Genomic DNA, 22,808 nt, shown 5'->3' with positions numbered 1-22,808 from the left:
GGGATTGTAGGGTGGGCAAAGCGAAGCGTGCCCACCCTCGGCTGCGTTCGGAGTGAGTCGGTGGGCACGGCGCTTTGCGCCTTTGCCCACCCTACGGATATCCGTCCGACATCCGCATTGCTCGCAACGGGATGGATGCGCGGGTCAAGCCCGCGCATGACGGTCTCGTATGACAAAACGCCCATTATCACTCCGCCGCCTCCGACATCGGTCCATGCCCGCCGAGATCCACCACCTTCAGCGTGGTGCGGATGCGCTGCGTGGTGCCGTCCTGGAAGCGGATGACGGTGTCGACGGGGATGGCCGGCTTGCCGCCGTAGATGCCGTCGATGATGTCGGCGTATTTCTCGTTGATCACGCTGCGGCGAACCTTGCGGGTGCGGGTCAGTTCGCCGTCGTCGGCGTCGAGCTCCTTGTAGAGCAGCAGGAAGCGTGCGATGCGCTGGGCCGGCGGCAGGTGCGCGTTGACGGTCTCGACCTCCTTCTGCAGCAGCGCATAGACCTCGTTGCGCGAGGCGAGATCCGAGTAGGTGGTGAACGCGATGCGGTTCTTCTCCGCCCATTTCGAGATGATCGAGTAGCGGATGCAGATCATCGCCGCGAGGTGCTCGCGGCCGGCGCCGAGCACGACGGCCTCCGCGATATAGGGCGAGAATTTCAGCTTGTTCTCGATATATTGCGGCGAGAAGCGCTCGCCGCGCGACGTCTCGGCGAGGTCCTTGATGCGGTCGATCACGACGAGCTGCCTGGCGTCGTTGAAATAGCCGGCATCGCCGGAATGCATCCAGCCGTCCTTGATGTCGGCGGCCGAGGCTTCCAGGTTCTTGTAGTACCCTAGGAACATGTTGGGATGACGCACCAGGATCTCGCCGATGCCCTGGCTGTCGGGCTGGTCGATCCGGATCTCGATGTCCGCGGCCATCGGCACGCCGGTCGTGTCGGGATCGACCTTGTCGTCCGGATGCAGCGTATAGGCGCCGAGCAGTTCGGTCTGGCCGTACAGGGTCCGCAGCGGCACGCCCATGGCGCGGAAGAATTTGAACGTGTCGGGCCCGAGCGCGGCGCCACCGGTGGCGGCCGAGCGCAGCCGGGTGAAGCCGAGCCGGTCGCGCAGCGCGCGAAACAGCAGCATGTCGGCGAAGCCGGAATGCTGTCCCTTGTCCAGCGCCGCAAGGCCCGCCGACATGCCGATGTGATACAGCCGCTGCTTCAGCGGCGAGGCGTCCATGACTGCCGCGCGGACGTCAGCCGCGATCTGCTCCCACACCCGCGGCGCAAACAGGACGAACGTCGGCGCGATCTCGCGGAAGTCGTTCATCATGGTGTCCGGCTCTTCGACGAAGTTGACCTTCATCCGGCAGAGCAGACCTTTGCCGAGCACATAGACCTGTTCCATGATCCAGGGCAGCGGCAGCACCGAGACGTATTCGTCCTCCGGTCCCTTGGGGTCGAACGCGAGATAGTTCGCGCAATGCCTGAGCACCCGCGCGGCCGAGAGCATCGCCAGCTTGGGATGTGATGTCGTGCCTGAGGTGGTGCAGAGGATCGCGACGTCGTCGCCGACGGTCGCATCCACCATCCGGTCGTACAGATCGGGCTCGCGCGCCGCCCGGGCGCGGCCGAGCTCGGCGAGCTTGTCGGCCGGCATCAGCCTGGGATCGTCATACTTCCGCATGCCGCGCGGATCGGAATAGATGATGTGCTTGAGTGCCGGCACGCGGTCGGCGAGGTTGAGCAGCTTGTCGACCTGCTCCTCGTCCTCGGCGAACACCAGCCGCGCTTCGCCGTAGTTCAGGAGATAGGCGGCCTCGTCGTCGAGCACGTCGCGATAGAGGCCGAGGCTGTGGCCGCGGATCGCGTGCGTCGCGATCTCCGCAGCCACCCAGTCGGGCCTGTTGTCGCCGATGATTCCGATCACGTCGTCCTTGCCGAGCCCGACATCGACCATGCCGAGCGCAAAGTCGCGCACGCGCGCCTGGTAGTCGGCCCAGGTGAAGGTCCGCCACAGCCCGAGATCCTTCTCGCGCAGCGCAATCTCCTGGCCGTGCTCTTTGGCGTTCAGGCGCAGCAGCTTTGGATAGGTGTCGGCCTGCGTCACGCGGCGAGCATAGTCCATCATGCCGCGTCCTCCGCGATGGACGGCGCCTCGTCGGGATCGACGAGCAGTTCGTCTTCCTCGCCGAGATAGGCGCGCTTGACGTGCGGATCGGCGAGCACGGCGGCGGGATCGCCCTCGGCGATCTTGCGGCCGAAATCGAGCACCATCACGCGGTGGGAGATGTCCATGACGACGCCCATGTCGTGCTCGATCATCACGACCGTCATGCCGTATTCCTCGTTGAGATCGACGATGTAGCGGGCCATATCCTCCTTCTCCTCGAAGTTCATGCCGGCCATCGGCTCGTCGAGGAGGATGAGATGCGGCTCCAGCGCCATGGCGCGGGCGAGCTCGACGCGCTTGCGCAGGCCGTAGGAGAGGGTGCCGGCCGGCGCCTTGCGCACCGACTGCAGGTCGAGGAAGTCGATGATCTGCTCGACCTTCTCGCGGTGCTTCAGCTCCTCGCGCCGCGCGCCGGTGAGCCAGTACAGCGATCCCGTGAGGAAGTTGTTCTTCAACAAATGATGCCGCCCGACCATGATGTTGTCGAGCACGCTCATGTGGTGGAACAGCGCGAGGTTCTGGAAGGTGCGGCCGATGCCGATATTGGCGCGCGCGTTCGGCGGCAGGCCGGTGATGTCGCGCCCGCGATGGAACAGGCGGCCTTCCGTCGGCTTATAGCGGCCGGAGATGCAGTTCACGATCGAGGTCTTGCCGGCGCCGTTCGGGCCGATGATCGAGAACAGCTCGCCCTCGCGCACGCCGAAGCTGACGTCGGTCAGGGCTTTCACCCCGCCGAAACGCAGCGAGACTCCGCGCGCTTCCAACGTATAGTCCAAGTCGTCCTCCCGAACGGTCTTCGGCGCTTGGCGCGCTCTCTCGGTCATCGTGTCTCGCGACGTTCAGCGCGTCGCTTTGGCCGCAATCCTATCCCGGGCATGGGTTCCGCGCCATCCGACGAATGACGGGCCACACCGGTGGTGCAGTTTGCCGCACCTTGATGCGCCCCGGCGCTGTGCCGCGCCATGGATTCGGCCATCGAATGCGGTGGTCCTGGATAGGAGAAAGCGCTATCAGGAACTGTCTTGTGCCTGACAATTCCCAGGCAAAATTCACCGGGGTGTTGTTGCAATGCAATATGATCGCCGTGAGATTCGACACGACGAGATGACGGCTTGATTGCTTCCGACACCCTGCTGCGCATCGCGCCCTGGTCGCGCCATCTGAAGCCCGAGGAGATTGACGTCGCCGCGGCCGGCGTCGTCGAGCGCTCCTTCGCGGCCAACGAGCACATCTTCCTCCGCGGCGATCAGTTCGAATATTGGACCGGCATCGTCACCGGGCTGGCGCGCATGAGCACGGTGTCGCGGAGCGGCAAGGCGACGACCTTCGCCGGCATGTCGGCGGGCGCGTGGTTCGGCGAGGGGAGCGTGCTCAAGAACGAGCCGCGCCGCTACGACGTGGTGGCGCTGCGCGACACCCGCGCGGCGCTGATGGAGCGGCCGACCTTCATGTGGCTGTTCGAGAACAGCGTCGGCTTCAACCGTTTCCTGGTGACCCAGCTCAACGAGCGGCTCGGCCAGTTCATCGGCCTCGTCGAGGTCGGTCGCACGCTGGATGCGACGGCGCGGCTGGCGCGCAGCATCGCCTCGCTGTTCAATCCGATCCTCTACCCCAACACGACGCGCCATCTGGAGATCACCCAGGAGGAGATCGGGGCACTGTCGGGCCTGTCGCGGCAGAACGCCAATCAATGCCTGAAGACGCTGGAGCGCGAGGGCCTGCTGCGCGTGGAATATGGCGGGGTGACGGTGCTCGACCTCGACCGGCTGCGCTGCTACGGGGATTAAATCCGGCCTTGAAGCATCTGATCCGGCACGGCTTTGTCCCGGCACTTGACCGCTCGTCCCGGCTATGAACTGGTCACAGGACCCCTCGGCTCTGACGGCCGGGGGCAGTGTGGTGGAGACGGTATGACGGAGCAGAATTTCAGCGGCCGCGTGGCTCTGATCACCGGTGTGACGGGACAGGACGGCGCCTATCTCGCCGAATATCTGCTCGGCCTCGGCTATACCGTGCACGGCGTCAAGCGACGTTCGTCGTCCTTCAATACCGCGCGCGTCGATCATCTCTACCGCGACCCGCACGAAGACAACGTGCCGTTCCTGCTGCATTACGGCGACATGACCGATTCCACCAACCTGATCCGGCTGGTGCAGCAGATCCGCCCCGACGAGATCTACAATCTCGCCGCCCAGAGCCATGTCGGGGTCAGCTTCGAGAGCCCGGAATACACCGCCAATGCCGACGGGCTCGGCGTGCTCAGGCTGTTGGAAGCCATTCGCATTCTCGGCATGGAGAAGCAGACGCGATTCTACCAGGCCTCGACCTCGGAGCTGTATGGCCTGGTCCAGGAGATCCCGCAGCGCGAGACCACGCCGTTCTATCCGCGCTCGCCCTATGGCTGCGCCAAGCTCTACGGCTACTGGATTACGGTCAACTATCGCGAAGCCTACGGCATGTTCGCCTGTAACGGCATCCTGTTCAACCATGAGAGCCCGATCCGCGGTGAGACCTTCGTCACGCGGAAGATCACCCGGGGCGTCGCCCGGATCGAGGCCGGCCTGGAGGAGACGATCTATCTCGGCAATCTCGAGGCCAAGCGCGACTGGGGCCACGCCCGCGACTATGTCGAAGGCATGCATCGCATTCTCCAGGCCGATGCGCCGGACGATTACGTGCTGGCCACCGGCGAGACCCATTCGGTGCGCGAGCTGGTCGAGCTCGCCTTTGCCGAGGTCGATCGCCGCATCTCATGGCGCGGCGAGGGCGTCGAGGAGACCGGCATCGATTGCAGATCCGGCAAGACAGTGGTGCGCATCGACCCGACCTATTTCCGGCCGACAGAGGTCGATCTGCTGGTCGGCGACTGCAGCAAGGCGCGCGACAAGCTGGGCTGGACGCCGAAGACGAGCTTCGCGCAACTGGTGAAGGAGATGGTGGCGAGCGATCTCAGCACGGCGCGGCAGGAGACGACCCGTGGCCACGCCTTTTGATCTGCATGGCAAGCGGGTCTTCGTCGCCGGCTATCGCGGCATGGTCGGCAGCGCGCTGGTGCGGCGCTTGGCAAGCGAGGGCGTCGAACTGCAGACCGTGTCGCGCGGCGAGGTCGATCTGCGCGACCAGGCTGCAGTGTTCTCCTGGTTCGCGCGCGCGAAGCCCCAGGTCGTCTTCCTCGCGGCCGCCAAGGTCGGCGGCATCGTCGCCAACAACACGCTCCGTGCCGAGTTCATCTACGACAACATCGCCATCGCCACCAACGTCATCCACGCCGCGCATGTGAACGGCGCCGAGAAGCTGATGTTTCTCGGCTCGTCCTGCATCTATCCCAAGCTCGCTCCGCAGCCGCTGCGCGAGGATGCGATGCTTACAGGGCCGCTGGAGTCGACCAACGAGCCCTATGCGATCGCCAAGATCGCCGGCATCAAGATGGTCGAGGCCTATCGCAGCCAGTATGACGCCGACTTCATCAACGTCATGCCGACCAACCTCTACGGCCCCGGCGACAACTATCACCCCGAATACAGCCACGTCGTCGCGGCGCTGATCCGCCGCTTCCATGAGGCGAAGCTTGCGGACGCGCCAGAGGTCGTGGTCTGGGGCACCGGCACGCCGCGGCGCGAATTCCTCTATGTCGACGACATGGCGGACGCCTGCGTGCACCTGATGAAGACCTACTCGGATCACGAGCTGGTCAACATCGGCACCGGCGAGGACATCACCATTGCCGACTTTGCCCGCGTGGTGGCCGCAACGGTCGGCTATCAGGGGCGCCTCAGCTTCGATCCCTCGCGCCCCGACGGCACGCCGCGCAAGCTGCTCGACGTCTCGCGGCTCGCCAAGCTCGGCTGGCGCGCGACGACGTCGCTGGAGGATGGCATCGCGCGCGCCTATCAGGCGTTCCTGCGCGAGACCGGGCAGGCCGCCGCGTAACTCTCCGCCGTTGTCCCGGGTCAAGCCCGGGACGACACCGTTAGTGAGGCGCCATTCGCTGTGCTTTCACAGCAAGCGCAGTAGTCATGGCGAGATCAGCGGCGTGCGGCAGGCTGCTGCCTCACACTCCGCCGTCGTCCGGCCTCGAGCCGGGACCCATAGCCACCGAACGCCATGGGACGCGTGGGATGGGCCGCCTGCCTGTTTCGGACATCACGCGGTATGGGTCCCGGGTCAAGCCCGCGACGACACTGTTAGTTTGGCCGCGCGCTACGCCTTCACACCCAGCGCCGTGGCCATCGCCGAGATCAGCGGCTTCATGAAATAGGCCTCGCCCACTGGGGTGATCGATGGCGACAGGCCGTGCGCGGCCAGCTCCTCCGTCACGACAGGCCCGACCGAGGCGATTTGCGTGCGCGCCAGGCCATGGCGCAGCCGATCCTCGACGCCGTGCGCCTTGGCGACATCGAACAGCCGGCGCGGCTGGCCCGAGCTGGTCAGCGCGATCGCATCGACCTTGCCGGCGGTCATCTCGTCGATGGCGGTGAGGATGTTCGCATCGGCCGCCTTGGCGTCGTAGACATAGGGCAGCACGGCGTCGACCTCGGCGCCGGTCGCTTCGATGGCGCCGATCAGCGCGGAATGGTCCTTGTCGGGATAGAGCTGCAGGCCGAGACGATGGCCTTTCAGGTCGTAGCGCCCCAGCAGTTCGGCGACGCCTTCGGAGGTCGGCTTCTCGGTGGTCACCTGCGACTCGAGGCCGAGCTCGCGCAAGGCGCGCCCGGGCTTCGGCCCGCGGGTGAACTTGCGGGCCTTGCCGAGCGCGGCGACGAACTCGGTTTCCACTCCGATTCGGCGCACCACGGTCATCAGCCGCCGCAGTCCTTCGCCGGTCATCAGCACGAGATCGTCGAACGGCCTGTCGGTGCAGCGGCGGATCCAGGCCTCGATCGGCGCCGGGTCCGGTGCGTCCTGGATCGTGAACATCGGACATTGCAGCACGTCGGCGCCTTGCTCGGCGAGCAGACGCGAGAACTGCGCTTCCTCGCGCGTTTCCAGGATCAGGATGCGGTTGCCGCTCAGCCGGTCGGCCATGGTCAGTCTCCACCGAAAGAGGTGATGTTTTGTTCATCCTGCCCCCGCGCCGAGCGTTGGCGCAAGGGCGCGGAGGGTGATAGAGCAGGGCATGGAACGGCCGTCAGGCCCGCCGCCAGATCACTTTTCCCATTCGGTCCCTCATCGCCATGTCCGACCACCAATATGTTCTGACCCTGTCCTGCCCGGATCGTCCTGGGATCGTCTCAGCCGTCTCTACCTTCCTTGCCCATAACGGCCAGAACATCCTCGATGCCCAGCAGTTCGGCGACTTCGAGACCGGTCACTTTTTCATGCGCGTGGTGTTCACGGCTGCCGATCTCGCGGTCAACCTGCCGGCGCTGCAGACCGGCTTCGCGGCGATCGCCGAGCGCTTTGCGATGGATTGGCAGATGCGCGACCGCGCCGGCCAACGTCGTGTGATGCTCTTGGTCTCGAAGTTCGACCATTGCCTCGTCGACATCCTCTATCGCTGGCGCACCCGCGACCTGTCGATGATCCCGACTGCGATCGTCTCCAACCACCCGCGGGAGACCTATGCCGGGCTGGATTTGGGCGAGATCCCGTTTCACCACATGCCGGTCACCAAGGAGACCAAGCGCGACCAGGAGCAGGCGATCCTCAAGCTGGTCGACGACACCAAGACCGATCTCGTGGTGCTGGCGCGCTACATGCAGATCCTGTCGGACGAGATGTCGGCCAGCCTGTCCGGCCGCTGCATCAACATCCACCACTCGTTCCTGCCGGGCTTCAAGGGCGCCAAACCCTACCACCAGGCCTATGAGCGCGGCGTCAAGCTGATCGGCGCCACCGCCCATTACGTCACCCGCGACCTCGACGAGGGCCCGATCATCGACCAGGACGTCGAGCGGATCAGCCATCGCGACACGCCCGAGGATCTCGTGCGCAAGGGCCGCGACATCGAGCGCCGCGTGCTGGCGCGTGCGATTCGTTATCACCTCGAGGATCGCGTCATCCTGAACGGCCGCAAGACCGTCGTGTTCATGGATTGATTGTTCAGCGAGTGGGGGCAGCCGCCTGCGCATTGGCGTCGGACTGCGTCTCCTTGTCGCGTTCGGCGGCCGGCAGCTGCCTCTGCCGCTCGCGCTCTTGCATGAAGCGCGCATATTCCGGGGTGCCGGGCCGGGGCGGCGCGCCGGCCGGCAGGCCGCCGGCCCATTGCGGCATCAGATCCCCCATACCCGCGCCGACCTTCTCGTTGATCGACGAGCAGCCGGCCAAAATCAGCACAACCCCGGTCAGCACGGTGATCGCGGCCAGCGATCTCGTGCCAAAGACAGTCCTCGCCGGCATTGAGGGAACACCTTTCATCGTCGCGGCTGCGACCCTATCGGCTTGCCATCAATTGGTAAAATTTGGCCGTTCGAAGTCGAAGTAACATAATACCTCTAACGTTCTGTGATCTGTTCCGGAAACTTACCGTCCACGAAACGCTCCCATGAAACGCCATTGACAATACCGTCCCGAGTCCGCAGCGATGCGCGCGCGATATCGTGAACGAGATCGCACAGGTGAGACAACAATGGCCGGCGGGCTTTCGGTCCTGATCCGACCAGGGAGGTGGTTTCCATGTTCGTGCGAAACAAGACACTGACGCTGGCTGCCGGTGCGGCCGTGGCCGCGGCGCTTGCGTCCGGTGCGGCGCGGGCCGAGGACGTGTTCAAGATCGGCCTGATCGTGCCGATGACCGGCGGCCAGGCGTCGACCGGCAAGCAGATCGATAATGCGATCAAGTTGTACATGCAGCAGAACGGCGACACCGTGGCCGGCAAGAAGATCCAGGTCATCCTCAAGGACGACGCCGCGCTGCCGGACAACACCAAGCGCCTGGCGCAGGAGCTGATCGTCAACGACAAGGTTAACGTGATCGCCGGTTTCGGCGTGACGCCCGCCGCGTTCGCCGCCGCGCCGCTCGCCACCCAGGCCAAGATTCCCGAGGTCGTAATGGCGGCCGGCACCTCGATCATCACCGAGAAGTCGCCCTACATCGTCCGCACCAGCTTCACCCTGCCGCAGTCCTCCACCATCATCGGTGACTGGGCGGTCAAGAACGGCATCAAGAAAGTCGCGACGCTGACCTCCGACTATGCGCCGGGCAATGACGCGCTGGCCTCGTTCAAGGAGCGCTTCACCGCCGGCGGCGGCGAGATCGTGGAGGAGGTCAAGGTTCCGCTGGCCAATCCGGACTTCGCGCCGTTCCTGCAGCGCATGAAGGATGCCAAGCCGGACGCGATGTTCGTGTTCGTGCCGGCCGGCCAGGGCGGCAACTTCATGAAGCAATATGCCGAGCGCGGACTCGACAAGAGCGGCATCAAGGTGATCGGGCCGGGCGACGTGACCGACGACGACCTGCTCAACGACATGGGCGACGCGGTGCTCGGCGCCGTCACGGCGCACATCTATTCGGCGGCGCACCCGTCGGAGAAGAATAAGGAGTTCGTCGCAGCCTACAAGAAGGCCTTCAACAGCCGTCCGGGCTTCATGGCGGTCGGCGGCTATGACGGCATCAACCTGATCTACCAGGCGCTGAAGAAAACCGAGGGCAAGACCGACGGCGATTCCCTGATTGCGGCGATGAGGGGCATGGCCTGGGAAAGCCCGCGCGGTCCGATCTCGATCGATCCGGAGACGCGCGATATCATTCAGAATGTCTACATCCGCAAGGTCGAGAAGGTCGACGGCGAGCTCTACAATGTGGAGTTTCAGACCTTCGAGGCCGTCAAGGATCCGGGCAAGGCGAAGAAGTGACGCGTGAGCGTCGTGAGGGGGGAGCCGACGGCGGCTCCACTCCCTCCCCCGCCTGCGGGGGAGGGCCGGGGTGGGGGCGCCCCACGGCACACTGTTCGTGGAGAGAGTTTCCCCCACCCGGATCGCATCGTTCGATGCGATCCGACCTCCCCCGCGCGCGGGGAAGGCGCTGACCGAGCCAAGCGTGACATGGCCCTTCGCTGGAAGGGATGAGACCGGGGACAGACGTACACTTCAATGACCGCCATCCTCACCAACCTGTTCGACGGCGTCGCCTATGGCATGCTGCTGTTCGTGCTGGCCTGCGGGCTCGCCGTGACGCTCGGCCTGATGAACTTCGTCAATCTGGCGCACGGCGCCTTCGCGATGGCCGGCGGCTATGTCTGCGCCGTGCTCGTCAACCGGATCGGCTGGCCGTTCTTCGCCGCGCTGCCGCTGGCCTTCGTTGCCAGCGCGATGATCGGCGCGCTGCTGGAGCGGACGCTGTATCAGCATCTTTACGCGCGCAGCCATCTCGACCAGGTGCTGTTCTCGATCGGGCTGGTGTTCATGACGGTCGCGACCGTCGACTACATCATGGGCTCGTCGCGCATCTTCATCAAGCTGCCCGACGTGCTGCAGGGCCAGTTCGACATTTTCGGCGTCGGCATAGGCCGCTACCGGCTGATGATCATCGTGATCTGCGGACTGCTCACGGTGGGCTTGCAGCTCGTGCTGTCCAAGACCCGCTTCGGCAGCCGGCTGCGCGCCGCGGTCGATGATCCGCGCGCGGCCAGCGGCCTCGGCATCAACGTGCCCCAGGTGTTCGCCTTCACCTTTGCGTTCGGCTGCGGCCTTGCCGGCCTCGGCGGCGCGCTCAGCGCCGAGATCCTCGGCCTCGATCCGTATTTCCCGCTGAAGTTCATGATCTACTTCCTGATCGTGGTCACCGTCGGCGGCTCGTCCTCGATCACCGGACCCTTCCTGGCCTCGCTGCTGCTCGGCATCGGCGACGTCGCCGGAAAATACTACGTGCCGAAGCTCGGCCCTTTCGTCATCTACACCATCATGATCGTGATCCTGATCTGGCGTCCGAACGGCCTGTTCGGTCGCACGGCGACGCGGTGAGGATCGCATGACAACGAATGCACAAACCGAGGTCGGCTTCCACGCCCGGCAGCATGGCCGCTGGCACTGGAGCGAGTTCGCCTTCTGGATCGTCGTGCTGGCGGTGGGGCTCGCCGTTCCGTCGCGCTATTTGATCATGACCGAGATCCTGCGGCTGGCGCTGTTCGCGCTGTCGCTCGATTTGATCCTCGGCTATGCCGGCATCGTTTCGCTCGGCCACGCCGCCTTCTTCGGCGTCGGCGCCTATTGCGCCGGGCTGCTGTCGGTGCACGGGATCATCAACGAGCCGGTGCTGGCGCTGATCGTGGCCGGCCTCGCCGCCACGGTGCTCGGCTTCGCCACCAGCTTCCTCGTCATCCGCGGCGTCGACCTGACGCGGCTGATGGTTACGCTGGGCATCGCACTGCTGATGGAAGCGCTCGCCGAGCGCTTCTCCAACATCACCGGCGGTACCGACGGCCTGCAGGGCATCGACATCCAGCCGATCTTCGGCCTGTTCGCCTTCGACATGTTCGGCAGGACTGGCTTCTTCTATTCGCTCGCAGTGCTGTTCGTGCTGTTCCTGCTGGCGCGGATGATCGTGCATTCGCCGTTCGGCCTGTCGCTGCGCGCGATCAAGAACAATCCGCTGCGCGCGTCGGCCATCGGCATTCCCGTCAACAAGCGCCTGATCGCGATCTATACCGTCGCGGCGTTCTATGCCGGCATTGCCGGCGCGCTGTTCACGCAGACGACGGCGCTCGCCTCGCTCGACGTGTTCTCGTTCGAGCGCTCCGCCGACCTCGTGCTGCTGCTGGTCATCGGCGGCTCCGGCTATCTCTATGGCGGCCTGATCGGCGCGGCCGTGTTCCGGATGCTGCAGGAGCTGTTCCAGTGGATCACGCCGCAATACTGGATGTTCTGGATCGGCCTCGTGCTGGTCGTGATCGTCATGGTCGGCCGCCATCGCATCCACGCCTATGCGCTGTGGTTGCCCAATCTGATCCTGAAGCAGATCGCCGGCCGCAAGGCCGCGGTTGTCCTCACCGACAACGAGGCGCCATGACCTACGCATTGGAAACGCGCGGCCTCGACAAGCATTTCGGCGGACTTCACGTCACTCGCAATCTGTCGCTGCAGATCAGGCCCGGCGCGCGGCATGCGCTGATCGGCCCGAACGGCGCCGGCAAGACCACCGTGATCAATCAGCTGACCGGCGTGCTCGAGCCGAGTTCGGGGCGCATTCTGCTCGAAGGCCAGGACATCACCGACCTTCCGGTGCACAAGCGCGTGCTGCGCGGCCTGTCGCGGACCTTCCAGATCAATCAGCTCTATCCGGATCTGACTCCGCTCGAGACCATCGGGCTTGCGGTGTCGGAGCGGCTCGGCGGCGGCGGCAATTGGTGGCGACGCATGGGCACGCGCGACGACATCAATGCCGAGATCGCCGACACCCTGGAGCGCTTCCGCCTGCTCGACGTGATGAACGACCGGACCTCGACGCTTCCCTATGGCAAGCAGCGCCTGCTGGAGATCGCGGTTGCGATCGCCGCCAAGCCGCGCGTGCTGCTGCTCGACGAGCCGGCCGCCGGCGTGCCCGAGGGCGAGCGCAAGGACATTCTCGCCGCCGTCGCCGCGCTGCCGCGCGACGTCACGGTGCTCTTGATCGAACACGACATGGACCTCGTCTTCTCCTTCGCCGACCGCATCTCGGTTCTCGTCTCCGGCGCTCTTCTGGTGGAGGGAGCCCCCGACGAGGTTGCGCGCGATCCGCAGGTCAAGGCGGTCTATCTCGGCGAGGCCGCGTGATGACCGATCTGCTCGCCATCGAGAATCTCCGCGCCGGCTATGGCCAGGCGGTCGTTTTGCCGAACATGTCCTTGAGGCTGCCGGAAGGCCAGGTACTGGCGCTGCTCGGCCGCAACGGCACCGGCAAGACCACGCTGATCAACTCGATCGTCGGTGTCACCCGTCGTTTCTCCGGCAAGCTCGCGCTCGGCGGCACCGACATCACGTCCTTGCGCGCCGACCAGCGCGCCCGCGCCGGCATCGGCTGGGTGCCGCAGGAGCGCAACATCTTCCGCTCGCTGACGGTGGAGGAGAACATGACCGCGGTGGCGCAGCCCGGGCCGTGGACGGTCGAGCGCGTCTACCAGATGTTTCCGCGGCTCAAGGAGCGCCGCAATAATTTCGGCAACCAGCTCTCCGGCGGCGAGCAGCAGATGCTGGCGATCGGCCGCGCGCTGACGCTCAATCCCAAAGTGCTGCTGCTGGACGAGCCGACCGAGGGTCTGGCGCCGATCATCGTCGAGGAGCTGCTGGCGGCGATCGGCACGATCAGCCGCGCCGGCGGGCTGTGCTCGATCATCGTCGAGCAGCATGCGCAGAAACTGCTCGCGCTCGCCGATCGCGTTGTCATCCTGGAGCGGGGCACCATCGTCCACGACGCGCCGTCCAGCGCCCTGAAGGCCGACCCTGCGCCGCTGGAGCGGCATTTGGGAGTCGCGAGCGCCGCCGCGCATTGACCCGCCGGCTTCTGCCGCCGAGCAGGCACGACGGGAAAAGAGGTTTGGGGTTATTCTGTATACCGGAATGGCCGGATGACTATCGAGGCGATCAGGCGGCACCGGAGGTAAAGGCGGCGGAAATGAACGATAACGGGCGGATAGTGCCCGCTGCACTGGACCGAACGCTCAGCGTGCACAATCCTGACCGGAACGTAATTGTATACTGGTCGGATACGAGGTAGGGCTTGCCCCGGCCTTTCAGGACGCGCGTGTGCCGGCCACGGGACCGCTCGTTCGGGTAGAACAGTTAACCGGTCGATCGCTCAGATCCAAGACGTCGAGCATTCCAAGGAGTGAAGAGATGCAACGCACCAAGCCCCCCTTCCGCGCCGACGAAGTCGGCAGCCTCTTGCGCCCGCAGAAGATCAAGGAGGCCCGCGCCAAGCTCGAGAAGGGCGAGATCTCCGCGGCTGACCTCGCCAAGATCGAGGATATGGAGATCGAGAAGGTCGTGCACCGCCAGGCCTCGACCGGCCTGAAGCTCGCGACCGACGGCGAGTTTCGCCGCTCCTGGTGGCACTTTGATTTCCTCGCCAAGCTGACCGGCTGCGAGCTGTTCCACCCCGACACCGGCATCCAGTTCACCGGCGTTCAGACCCGTCACGACGCGGTGCGTGTGATCGGCAAGCTGGACTTTCCCGATACTCATCCGATGCTCGACCACTTCCGCTTCCTCAAGAAGCACGCCGACACCGCGCATGTGACGGCGAAGATGACGATCCCGTCGCCGGCCGTGCTGCATTTCCGCGGCGGCCGCAAGTCGATCTCGAAAGAGGTCTATCCCGATCTCGACGCCTTCTACGAGGATCTCGGCAAGACCTACCGCAAGGCCGTGAAGGCCTTTTATGACGCCGGCTGCCGCTATCTGCAGTTCGACGACACCGTGTGGGCCTATCTCTGCTCGCAGGACGAGCTGAAGAAGGCCAGGGAGCGCGGCGACAATCCGGACGGCTTGCAGCAGATCTACTCGCGCATCATCAACTATGCGATCGCCGAGCGTCCCGCCGACATGACGATCACGACCCATGTCTGCCGCGGCAATTTCCGCTCGACCTGGATCTCCTCGGGCGGCTACGAGCCGGTTGCCGAGACCATGCTCGCCAACACCAACTATGACGGCTACTTCCTGGAGTATGACAGCGAGCGCGCAGGCGGCTTCGAGCCGCTGCGCTTCCTGCCGAAGGGCAACAAGGTCGTCGTCGTCGGTCTCGTCACCTCGAAGGTCGGCGAGCTCGAGAAGAAGGACGACATCAAGCGCCGCCTGGAGGAGGCCTCGAAGTTCGCGCCGCTCGATCAGCTCGCGCTGTCCCCGCAATGCGGCTTCGCCTCGACCGAGGAAGGCAACATCCTGAGCGAGGAAGAGCAGTGGGCCAAGCTGCGCCTCTGCGTCGAGCTCGCCGAGGAGATCTGGGGGAAGTAAGAGGCTCGCGACCTACGCTCGTCTGATCAGGCCGGATCGGTTTATCCCGATCCGGCCTTCTGTTTTGAAGACCTGACGATTCACGCCAATAGGGCTTTGGTTTCGATGTGGGCGGCAGCGGTCAGGAACTAAGCCGCCCGCCGACTTGTTTTCTTTGCGCTCTTCCGCTTCGGAGCCGCCTTGGGGGGCGCCGCGGTGAGCTTCACGCCGAGGGCGCGCAGCACCTTCAGGATGGTCGCGAACTCCGGGTTTCCGTCTTCACCAAGAGCCCGATACAGCTGCTCGCGACGGATGCCGGTCGCCTTGGCGACCTCTGACATGCCGCGTGCCCGGGCAATTGTGTTGATCGCAGCGCGGATGTCATCAGCGGTGCCATCCTCGAGCGCCGCCGCCAGGAATTCGGCTTGGGCCTCCGGCTCTGCAAGATATTCTGCGGCATCGAAGCGCGTCGTTGCCATTCGCTATTCCTCTCTCTCAGCCAATTCCTGAGCGCGCCGGATATCGGAACGCTGGGTGCTCTTGTCACCTCCGCAAAGCAGGATCACCAATATCTTGCCTTTCTGGTGAAAATAGACGCGATAGCCGGGGCCATGATCAATCCGCATCTCGGAGACGCCGCCACCGACAGGCTTGCTGTCTCCAAGGTTGCCAGCTTCGGCCCGAGCAATGCGGGCAGCAATACGCGCCTTTGCTCTCGCATCTCGCAAACCAAGGAGCCATTCCTTGAATTCGTTGGTCTGCCTGATTTCGAGCATGGAGAAATGTATCTTAAAAGATACAGATTTGCAAGAGAGAAGAGCGCGACGTGGCTGCTGCCCGGCAGCAGGACTGCGCGCCTCGATTAGAGTTGGGACGCCGGAGCCATCCGCCCCGCTTCATTCTTGCGCAGCAGCGCCCGGCGGATCCGCCGCTGGGCGGGGGCCTCGAACCAGACATAGGTGAGATACGCCGACGTCAGGGTCAGCCCCATGAAGCCGATCCAGAACGAAGGATTGCCATAGGGGATCGTGCGACCCCAAGCATCGAAAGCCAGCGCGATGGCAAGCTGGATCGGGAAGTGCAGCAGATAGCACGAGTAGGTCATGTTGCCGGCGGCCTGCAGCAGGTCCTCGATGCGGCGGGGCAGGGTGATGGGTGTCGCGCAGACGAATAATAGGACCGGGACATAGATCAGCAACAGCGCCGCGGCGCGTTCAGCAAGCTCGATGCCCGAAAGCCAGAGCGCTGCCGGGATGGCGACGGCCGCGCAGCCGGCGAGAGCCTCGAGTTTCGCGCGGTAAGGGGCACCGGCCACGTTCTGCCGCGCCATGGCGGCGAGGCCGCCCGCGTAGAAGAATACAAAGCATTTGCCGACCAGCGTGCCGCTGGCGATTCCGGCCAGAATCATCGCGAGATTGAGCAGCGGCGATGTCGTGACGAAGCGCAGCCCAAGGAAGAACACGGCATAGACCAGCACCTCGATCGAGACCGACCAGATCGGGCCGTTGAAGCTGACGCCGGTCGGCGGCAGCCAGTCGCTGGCCATGAAGAGTTGCGCGAGGAAATGGCCCAGATCGTTGCTCTGGTAGACGAAGGCGAAGCCGTGCTGCGCGACGTAGATCGCCTGCAGGCCCGCGACCAGCAGCAGCGTCGCGAGATGCAGCGGGTAGAGCCGCGACAGCCGGTTGATGAAGAAGGTCCAGCCATCGACCGCGCCATTCGGGATGAGCGCGCTGTACTTCAAGAAGAAGATGAAGCCCGAGATGCACCAGAAGATCACGACGCCGTATTCGCCGAGCTCATAGAACGGGAACAGCACGCGGTAGAACGGCAGCTCGCCGCGGACGAGGCCGACCGGCGTATCGGCGACATAGGCGAAATGGGGATAGTGCCACAGCAGCACCGAGATCGTGGCGAGGAAGCGCAGCAGCTCCAGTCCGAGCAGCTTGTGAGGTCCTGGCGACGACGATGGTGGGGGCAGGGCCATGCAGTGTTTCGTTAACCGTATCGACGGGAGGCGCTGCGCGATCCTAGCCCTGACGGAGTGAAGGATTGTTTTCGCTGGCCGAGTCACGGCTCGGCGCGATTGGCCTCAGCGGCAGGCGAGCTCGATGGCCTGCTGGATGGCCTGGTCCCAGGACCGGTAGCCGGCCGCATTGAGGTGGATGCCTTCGAGCGTGAACGGCGCGTCCATCGGCGGCAGCGGCACGAAGGTCGCGCCGGCGCGCTTGGCGAGGTCGGGCAGCGCGGTACGATAGCCGGTGATGCTCGCCATCGCAGTCTTCTCCATCGCCGCCGTGAACGGTCCGCGGGCTTCGACCGGAGGAAACTCGATGACGAACAGGCGCGTGGTCAGCGTCGTCAGCTCGCGCAGCAGCGCCTCGAAGCGGCCGGCGAACGCCTGGCTGGAGTCGGGCTTGGCGCTCAGCGCATCGTTGACGCCGAGCGAGACGATGATGGCGAACGGCCGCTTGGGTCCGAGCGCCGGCTTGAGCCAGCCGGCCAGATCGCTGCGTGTCCCGGCGCCGCCAAGGCCGGCATTGACGATCGGATGTCCGCAGGCGCTGGCCGGCAAGGTCGCCGCCTCGACGATGCTGTCGCCGAGCACGATGATCGGATCATCCGGGCGTGACAGCAGGTTGTAGTGCACGACGAGCTGGCGGACCGTGCGATGGTCGCTGCCGGACGGCGCCGCCGAGCGGCGCACCAGCACGAAGGTCGCGGCCGCCGCGACGATCACCGCGAACAGCACGAATCCTAGCCGGGCCTGCGCTCTTGCTGCCATTGGACGATCGATGTCCTCGTGTGGCCCGCCGTGGTGCGAGGCTGGCCCTAGTTCGTCCGTGTCCAGGTCGAGGAGCGGCAGATCACGCCGCCGAACGCGCAGCCGGCGGTGGTCAGCGTGCCGCCCGAGAGCGTCATCTTGGCGTCATAGGTCTTGCCGTCGTCGGGATTGCTGTAGCTGCCGGCCCAGGCGTTGGGTCCGGTCGGCTTCATCCCGGAGAACAGCCGCTGGCCGACCTTGGCGGGGGTGTCCGTGCCCTCCTTGATCCAGACCAGGGTGCCGCAGATGGCGCCGCCACACGGCGCGAACTTGACCTTGGACGCGCCGCTCTCGCGCAGCCAGACGCCGGTGACGTCGTCGGCGACCGCGGGGCCCGCAGCCAACGCGAGACCAAATGCCAAGACCAGACCAAGTCGACTGGACATACGTAACCTCCCATGCGGATTCTGAAACGAGCAAGTTGCCAGCCGATCGTGTCGACCGAGCGGCATGTCGAGAACGTTCCGCAGCGTCTCCATTGAGAGACGATAACAGGATTCGCGCGCACTGCATCGTCTGCGGGATGGGCATGTTGGTCTGACTTGTCGCAGGCCCTGGGGAGCACGGAGGCAGGTGTGACGCGCCGTTTGCGGCTGTTGGACAGATCCGCGTACAGATCTACCGCCACGAAATCTAAAGGCTTCGTGCTGAACCATGCTGCGGCCATTGACCGGCGCTCCGGTTTGAGAAAACCTGCCGTGGTCGAGACCGGGGCATCGCGCATGAACACCGATCCAGTCTGCCCCGTCTGCAGCGGGCACAGGACGGACGTACGTTTCGCTGTTTCGGCCAGTCAGGCCGCCCAGCACTTCGTGCAGCAGCAGGAGCATCCGGATCTCAACCGGACGCTCGCCTCCCATATCGAGACGCTGTGGGGGAATGGGAGCTGCCAGATCAGGGCCTGCGAGTCCTGTGGCTTCGGCTTTTGCTGGCCGTTCGTCGCCGGTGATCAGCTCTTCTACAATCTCGCTTATCCTTACGTCGCCTATCCGCGCGACAAATGGGAGTTCGGCAGAACCATCGAGGCGCTCCGGGGGCAGGATCTGCGAGGCAAGGCCATGCTCGAGGTCGGCGCGGGCTACGGTTACTTCCTCGACTTGTTGTGTGGGCGAGGAGCCTCGCCGTCGCTGCTGACGGCCACCGAATACGGTCGGACCGCCAGCGCCAGGCTGCGCGCCCGCGGCGTCGAGGTCATCGAAGATGATGTGCGAAGCGACGTCTTGCTCGCGATGTCGTCGCGCTTCGATTTCATCTTTCTGTTCCAGGTCGTGGAGCATATGGACCGTCTCGACGAGCTCTTTCACCGTCTGGCGCAGCTCGCCAAAACAGGAGCATGCGTCTTCATCGCCGTTCCCAACACGGCGCATACTGACTACCAGGAAACGCACGATTCTCTGATCGACATGCCGCCGAACCACGTCGGGCGATGGACGATCGAGGCATTCAGGCGCATCAGTTCGCGCCATGGCTTCGAGGTGATCGCGCACGAGACGCAGCCCTTCAATGCGCGTCTCTTCATCAGGCACGACCTCGTCTTCAGCCATGTTAGACGGGCTCAGGATGCTCCCCGGAGTCTGTCCGGGCGCGTGAGATCGTTGCCAAGATCGCCGCTCAGGACGGTCCTGGAAGCCGCCGTGATCGCGGCCGGCAGCATTCGCCGTCTGCCGCATTGGCGTGCGGCCTATGCTGATCGGGAACGCCTCGGGCACTCGCTCTGGGTCCAGTTGAAAGCGACCTGACGTGGACGGCCCTGCTCGACGCGCCCGCGCCGGTGCGCGGCACTCCGACTCATCTGGCCGCCAGATAGACCTCGCCCAGCAGCGAGGAGTTCGACCACGGCACCTGCTTGTTTTTGGTGCCGGCAACGACCTCGGCGCGCACGCGTGTCAGCATCTGCTGCACCTCGAGTCCGGGCGTACCGATGTGGCGCGACAGCGCCGCGGAGAACGGGCTGTTCTCGCCGTCGCCGTCGAGCGCCGCCTTGCCTGGCGCGGTCGCGAACGCGATCAGCGTGCCGGCGCCGGACGTCGCGCCGGTGCCGAGCGACGAGGGGGCCGCAAGGCCAGTGGCGCTCAGGCCGCGGCTCGGCGCGGGGCCTGAGCCTTCCGGCGGCGCGAACGGATTGTTGCGGCAGGCGTCGAGGATCAGGATGTTGGTGCGGACCTGGTCGTCGAGCCCGGCGAGGATCTGGTCCATGTCGACCATCGCGGAGACGACGTCGCTGCCGTTCGACAATGCGATGTCAGTGGGGAGGAGATAGTTGCGGCCGTCGATCTGCACGCCGTGACCGGCATAGAACACGACCGCCACCTGCGCTCGCGCGGCCTCGCGCAAGAAGTCGCGGGTCCTGGCCTGCATCGCCGCGCGATCCAGATCGATGCCTTCGACCACGCTGAAGCCGATGTCGCGCAGGCTCTTGGCGATCGCGCGGGCATCGCGCGGCGGATTGGGAAGGGCTTGCACATGCGCATAGGCGCCGTTGCCGATGACGAGCGCCATGCGTTGGCCCGTCGTCGCCGGAGCAGGAGATGACGGCGAGACCGGCGCCTCGGCGCGCTGCTGCGGCGGCGGGGCCGGCTCCGACAGCAGCGACAGCCGCACCTTGGCGGTCGCCTGGTTGGCTTTGCTGCCGGAATCCGATGCCAGCGGCTTCAGCGCGGCCGCATAGTCGGCCTTGGCGGCGTCGAACTCGCCCCTGGCTTCATAGGCGAGCGCGCGATGCACCAGCGCCGCGATGACGACGCTGCCGGGCGGGGTCATCACATTGGCGGGCGGGTTCTGCGCCAGCCTGACCGCCTCGGAGCCGTCGGCGATGGCGCGCTCGATATTGCCCTTGGCGCGCCAGATCACCGAGCGGTTGGTCATGGCCGAGGCCAGCGATGGCGACAACCGGATCGCTTCGTTGATGTCGATCAGGGCGCCGTCGAGATCACCCTGGGCAGCCTTGGTGATGCCGCGGTTCTGCCAGCTATAGGCTTCGCGCGGGCTCTGCTTGATGGCCTCGTCGTAATCGCTGAGCGCGTGGGCGTAGTCGCCCTTGGAGCGATAGGCATTGCCGCGGTTGTGATAGATCGTCGCGCTCGGCGGACCCAGCTTGAGTGCGTCGTTGAAGTCGGCGATGGCGATGTCGTCCTCGCCCTTGTCGTAATAGGCCGAGCCGCGGAGATTGTAGACCGCCTGCGACGGCTGCAGCCGGATCGCCTCGGTGGTATCAGCGATCACATGGGCGTAGTCGCCCTTCTTGTTCCAGCCGACGGCGCGCCAGAAATAAATCGTGGCAAGCTGGCCCCCGGAAAACACCTTCAGCGCGATGATCTTGTTGCAGGCTGCGATCATCTGGTCCGCCGGCGTGGTTTCGGTGGTGCAGAGCGGGCCGAGCTGGGATTTCGACTGAGCGAGGCTGGGAGACGCCCAGAGCAGGCCGAGAAGCGGGAGAAGAAGCAGGGGCGAGCGGCGCATAAGGAGGGACCGGAACGGGAAGCGCGGGGAAACCATATCCCGTTTGTTGCGCCCGGAAGGTTCCGGGTTCAGGCCCTTTCCATTGGTGGGCAGAAGGTGCTAGGAAGTTGGGCCAGAGGCTACCTGCCCACTCAAATTTCCCACCGATTGGCCGCATGAAGAACGACCAGCTGCTCGCCCAGATCACGGAGTTCTGCCGCCAGTCGGACATGGCGGAATCGACGTTCGGCCGGCGCGCCGTCAACGACGGCAAGCTGGTGCAGCGGCTGCGCGAGGGCAAGCGCATCACCATCGACACGCTGGATCGCATCCAGGCCTATATCGCCGCGTCCACCGGCACCTTGCCGCCGCCGCGGCTCGACATCGTGCCGGAGAAGCGTGACCCCAAGAGCAATTTCCGCTTCTTCGAGAACCGGCAGAAATACCTGCTGTTCGTGCATACCTGCAGCGAGAAGCGGGTGGTAGCCGAGCGCGTGGGGCTCGAACTCGCCAGCATCCATCCGCGGCCGCCGGCGCTGCGGCTGTTCGATGCCGGCGTCGGCGACGGCACCGTGCTGTCGAAGGTGCTGCGCACGATGCACGGCCGTTTTCCACACATTCCGTTCTATGTGGCCGGCAAGGAGCTGAGCCTGGAGGACGTCCGGCTGACGCTCGAAAAGGTGCCCGACCGGCTGTTCGAGCATCCGGCCTCCGTGTTCGTGTTCACCAACATGAACTATGCCGAGGCGCCCTGGCTGACGCCGGCCTCGCCGTCGGTGGCGGCCTCGATGATCTGGCATGAGGTCGTGCTGCAGGGCGATTCATCCGGCGATTTCGAGACGCAGATCACCGCGCTGAAGCCGTTCCTGGAGCAGAACTGGCGCGCCAACGTCTCGCCGCGAACGGGCATGCCAGTCTATGAGCGGCCGATCGCGCTGGTGCTGTACCGCGAGGATCATCGCTTCCTGCTCGACAACATCATTCCCAGGGCGGGGCGGGTCGAGGCCAATTTCGATCTGATCATCGCCTCGCAGCCTTATCGGGCGCGATCGTCGGTCAATTTCCGCGCCAAGCGCATCATCGCACCGCTGGCCCGGGCCCTGAAACCGGGCGGCCGGCTGATCGGAATCCACTCCCATGGCCAGGATCCCGGTCTGGAAATCATCCAGTCGGTCTGGCCGGGAGAAAATCCTTTCTCGGTCAGCCGGCATGAGCTATTGCGCGCCGTCAAGTACGAGCTGGGTTCCGGTGGGCGAGACTTAAATTTTAACGCCTATGCGGACAATCGCTCGATTTTCAGGTATGAGATGGAGGCTCTGCCCAACGAGGTCACCGGTGCGATCGGAACCTCGACGGCCTTTGCAGCCTGGAACGCGGCGGTGTATGTCGCGCAGATCGAGGAGGACCGCCTGACGGAGGTCGCCCACTCGTCCCGCGCGCTCGACGCCGCCAGAGAGGTCCTGCGAAAGCACAACGGGTTGTGGTTCTACGACGAGTCCTACGTCATCTCGCGGCGTCGCGACTGACATCCTGGGATCA

Annotated in this window: 22 protein-coding genes; 12 read left to right on the top strand and 10 right to left on the bottom strand. The window is 65.0% G+C overall.

Annotation, left to right across the window (positions count from 1 at the left end; genetic code table 11):
* Nucleotides 1-187 precede the first annotated feature (187 nt).
* Together BRADO_RS24455 and BRADO_RS24450 are read right to left on the bottom strand one after the other, a co-directional pair.
* Nucleotides 188-2,119 carry a long-chain fatty acid--CoA ligase gene (locus BRADO_RS24455; RefSeq protein WP_041756906.1) on the bottom strand — a complete coding sequence of 644 codons (1,932 nt, stop codon included), beginning with the start codon at nucleotides 2,117-2,119 and terminating at the stop codon, nucleotides 188-190.
* Nucleotides 2,116-2,985, bottom strand: a complete 870-nt coding sequence (locus BRADO_RS24450; RefSeq protein ID WP_050781041.1) for an ABC transporter ATP-binding protein — start codon at nucleotides 2,983-2,985, stop codon at nucleotides 2,116-2,118. Before BRADO_RS24450 ends, BRADO_RS24455 begins: the two co-directional genes overlap by 4 nt.
* A gap of 288 nt (nucleotides 2,986-3,273) precedes the next feature.
* Here BRADO_RS24450 and BRADO_RS24445 point away from each other — a divergent pair, with 288 nt between their 5' ends.
* From BRADO_RS24445 to BRADO_RS24435, 3 genes are all read left to right on the top strand, one after another.
* A complete protein-coding gene (locus BRADO_RS24445) occupies nucleotides 3,274-3,948 on the top strand; it encodes a Crp/Fnr family transcriptional regulator (protein WP_012028881.1) in 675 nt (224 codons plus the stop codon).
* Between the two features lie 123 nt (nucleotides 3,949-4,071).
* Nucleotides 4,072-5,154, top strand: a complete 1,083-nt coding sequence (gene gmd, locus BRADO_RS24440) for a GDP-mannose 4,6-dehydratase (RefSeq protein WP_085972816.1) — start codon at nucleotides 4,072-4,074, stop codon at nucleotides 5,152-5,154.
* Nucleotides 5,138-6,091, top strand: coding sequence for a GDP-L-fucose synthase (locus tag BRADO_RS24435; RefSeq protein ID WP_083794960.1), 954 nt, complete (start codon nucleotides 5,138-5,140; stop codon nucleotides 6,089-6,091). The genes gmd and BRADO_RS24435 overlap by 17 nt, the downstream gene beginning before the upstream one ends.
* Nucleotides 6,092-6,361: 270 nt before the next feature.
* On the opposite strand, the gene BRADO_RS24430 is transcribed toward BRADO_RS24435, so the two are convergent.
* The gene (locus tag BRADO_RS24430) at nucleotides 6,362-7,186 is read right to left on the bottom strand and encodes a uroporphyrinogen-III synthase (RefSeq protein WP_012028878.1); all 825 of its coding nucleotides are present in this window, start codon (nucleotides 7,184-7,186) and stop codon (nucleotides 6,362-6,364) included.
* A 149-nt stretch (nucleotides 7,187-7,335) separates the two neighbouring features.
* On the opposite strand from BRADO_RS24430, the gene purU reads away from it, so the two are divergent.
* A complete protein-coding gene (gene purU, locus BRADO_RS24425; protein ID WP_012028877.1) occupies nucleotides 7,336-8,199 on the top strand; it encodes a formyltetrahydrofolate deformylase in 864 nt (287 codons plus the stop codon).
* A 4-nt stretch (nucleotides 8,200-8,203) separates the two neighbouring features.
* Here the strand turns inward: purU and BRADO_RS35825 are convergent, their stop codons facing one another.
* Nucleotides 8,204-8,500 (bottom strand): hypothetical protein, encoded by a 297-nt coding sequence (locus BRADO_RS35825; RefSeq protein ID WP_244422881.1) that lies wholly within the window; start codon nucleotides 8,498-8,500, stop codon nucleotides 8,204-8,206.
* A 276-nt stretch (nucleotides 8,501-8,776) separates the two neighbouring features.
* On the opposite strand from BRADO_RS35825, the gene BRADO_RS24415 reads away from it, so the two are divergent.
* From BRADO_RS24415 to BRADO_RS24390, 6 genes are all read left to right on the top strand, one after another.
* Nucleotides 8,777-9,955, top strand: coding sequence for an ABC transporter substrate-binding protein (locus BRADO_RS24415; protein ID WP_012028875.1), 1,179 nt, complete (start codon nucleotides 8,777-8,779; stop codon nucleotides 9,953-9,955).
* A 237-nt stretch (nucleotides 9,956-10,192) separates the two neighbouring features.
* A complete protein-coding gene (locus tag BRADO_RS24410) occupies nucleotides 10,193-11,062 on the top strand; it encodes a branched-chain amino acid ABC transporter permease (protein WP_012028874.1) in 870 nt (289 codons plus the stop codon).
* 7 nt (nucleotides 11,063-11,069) lie between these two features.
* Nucleotides 11,070-12,107 (top strand): branched-chain amino acid ABC transporter permease, encoded by a 1,038-nt coding sequence (locus BRADO_RS24405; protein WP_012028873.1) that lies wholly within the window; start codon nucleotides 11,070-11,072, stop codon nucleotides 12,105-12,107.
* Entirely contained in the window at nucleotides 12,104-12,850 is a 747-nt protein-coding gene (locus tag BRADO_RS24400; protein ID WP_012028872.1) for an ABC transporter ATP-binding protein, read from the top strand. The genes BRADO_RS24405 and BRADO_RS24400 overlap by 4 nt, the downstream gene beginning before the upstream one ends.
* Entirely contained in the window at nucleotides 12,850-13,566 is a 717-nt protein-coding gene (locus BRADO_RS24395) for an ABC transporter ATP-binding protein (RefSeq protein WP_012028871.1), read from the top strand. The genes BRADO_RS24400 and BRADO_RS24395 overlap by 1 nt, the downstream gene beginning before the upstream one ends.
* Before the next feature lie 343 nt (nucleotides 13,567-13,909).
* Nucleotides 13,910-15,028, top strand: a complete 1,119-nt coding sequence (locus BRADO_RS24390) for a cobalamin-independent methionine synthase II family protein (RefSeq protein ID WP_012028870.1) — start codon at nucleotides 13,910-13,912, stop codon at nucleotides 15,026-15,028.
* 128 nt (nucleotides 15,029-15,156) lie between these two features.
* On the opposite strand, the gene BRADO_RS24385 is transcribed toward BRADO_RS24390, so the two are convergent.
* The 5 genes from BRADO_RS24385 to BRADO_RS24365 all read right to left on the bottom strand — a co-directional run bounded on the left by BRADO_RS24385 (nucleotide 15,157) and on the right by BRADO_RS24365 (nucleotide 18,217).
* Nucleotides 15,157-15,486, bottom strand: a complete 330-nt coding sequence (locus BRADO_RS24385; protein ID WP_008965667.1) for an addiction module antidote protein — start codon at nucleotides 15,484-15,486, stop codon at nucleotides 15,157-15,159.
* A 3-nt stretch (nucleotides 15,487-15,489) separates the two neighbouring features.
* Nucleotides 15,490-15,783, bottom strand: a complete 294-nt coding sequence (locus BRADO_RS24380; protein WP_041756904.1) for a type II toxin-antitoxin system RelE/ParE family toxin — start codon at nucleotides 15,781-15,783, stop codon at nucleotides 15,490-15,492.
* An 86-nt stretch (nucleotides 15,784-15,869) separates the two neighbouring features.
* Nucleotides 15,870-16,994 (bottom strand): acyltransferase, encoded by a 1,125-nt coding sequence (locus tag BRADO_RS24375; RefSeq protein ID WP_012028868.1) that lies wholly within the window; start codon nucleotides 16,992-16,994, stop codon nucleotides 15,870-15,872.
* A 105-nt stretch (nucleotides 16,995-17,099) separates the two neighbouring features.
* Nucleotides 17,100-17,792: an SGNH/GDSL hydrolase family protein gene (locus BRADO_RS24370; protein ID WP_012028867.1), complete on the bottom strand. Its 693-nt coding sequence runs from the start codon at nucleotides 17,790-17,792 to the stop codon at nucleotides 17,100-17,102.
* Nucleotides 17,793-17,839: 47 nt separating this feature from the next.
* Nucleotides 17,840-18,217: a DUF2147 domain-containing protein gene (locus BRADO_RS24365; protein ID WP_041756902.1), complete on the bottom strand. Its 378-nt coding sequence runs from the start codon at nucleotides 18,215-18,217 to the stop codon at nucleotides 17,840-17,842.
* A 189-nt stretch (nucleotides 18,218-18,406) separates the two neighbouring features.
* On the opposite strand from BRADO_RS24365, the gene BRADO_RS24360 reads away from it, so the two are divergent.
* Nucleotides 18,407-19,570, top strand: a complete 1,164-nt coding sequence (locus BRADO_RS24360) for a bifunctional 2-polyprenyl-6-hydroxyphenol methylase/3-demethylubiquinol 3-O-methyltransferase UbiG (protein WP_157872615.1) — start codon at nucleotides 18,407-18,409, stop codon at nucleotides 19,568-19,570.
* A gap of 49 nt (nucleotides 19,571-19,619) precedes the next feature.
* Here BRADO_RS24360 and BRADO_RS24355 read toward each other — a convergent pair whose 3' ends face one another.
* A complete protein-coding gene (locus BRADO_RS24355) occupies nucleotides 19,620-21,290 on the bottom strand; it encodes a caspase family protein (RefSeq protein ID WP_012028864.1) in 1,671 nt (556 codons plus the stop codon).
* Between the two features lie 155 nt (nucleotides 21,291-21,445).
* On the opposite strand from BRADO_RS24355, the gene BRADO_RS24350 reads away from it, so the two are divergent.
* Entirely contained in the window at nucleotides 21,446-22,795 is a 1,350-nt protein-coding gene (locus tag BRADO_RS24350; protein WP_012028863.1) for a hypothetical protein, read from the top strand.
* Nucleotides 22,796-22,808 lie beyond the last annotated feature (13 nt).

It is taken from the genome of Bradyrhizobium sp. ORS 278, assembly GCF_000026145.1.
GTDB lineage: Bacteria > Pseudomonadota > Alphaproteobacteria > Rhizobiales > Xanthobacteraceae > Bradyrhizobium.
The sequence above is the reverse complement of the archived record's forward strand: the minus strand, read 5'-3'. Positions and strand labels throughout refer to the sequence as shown.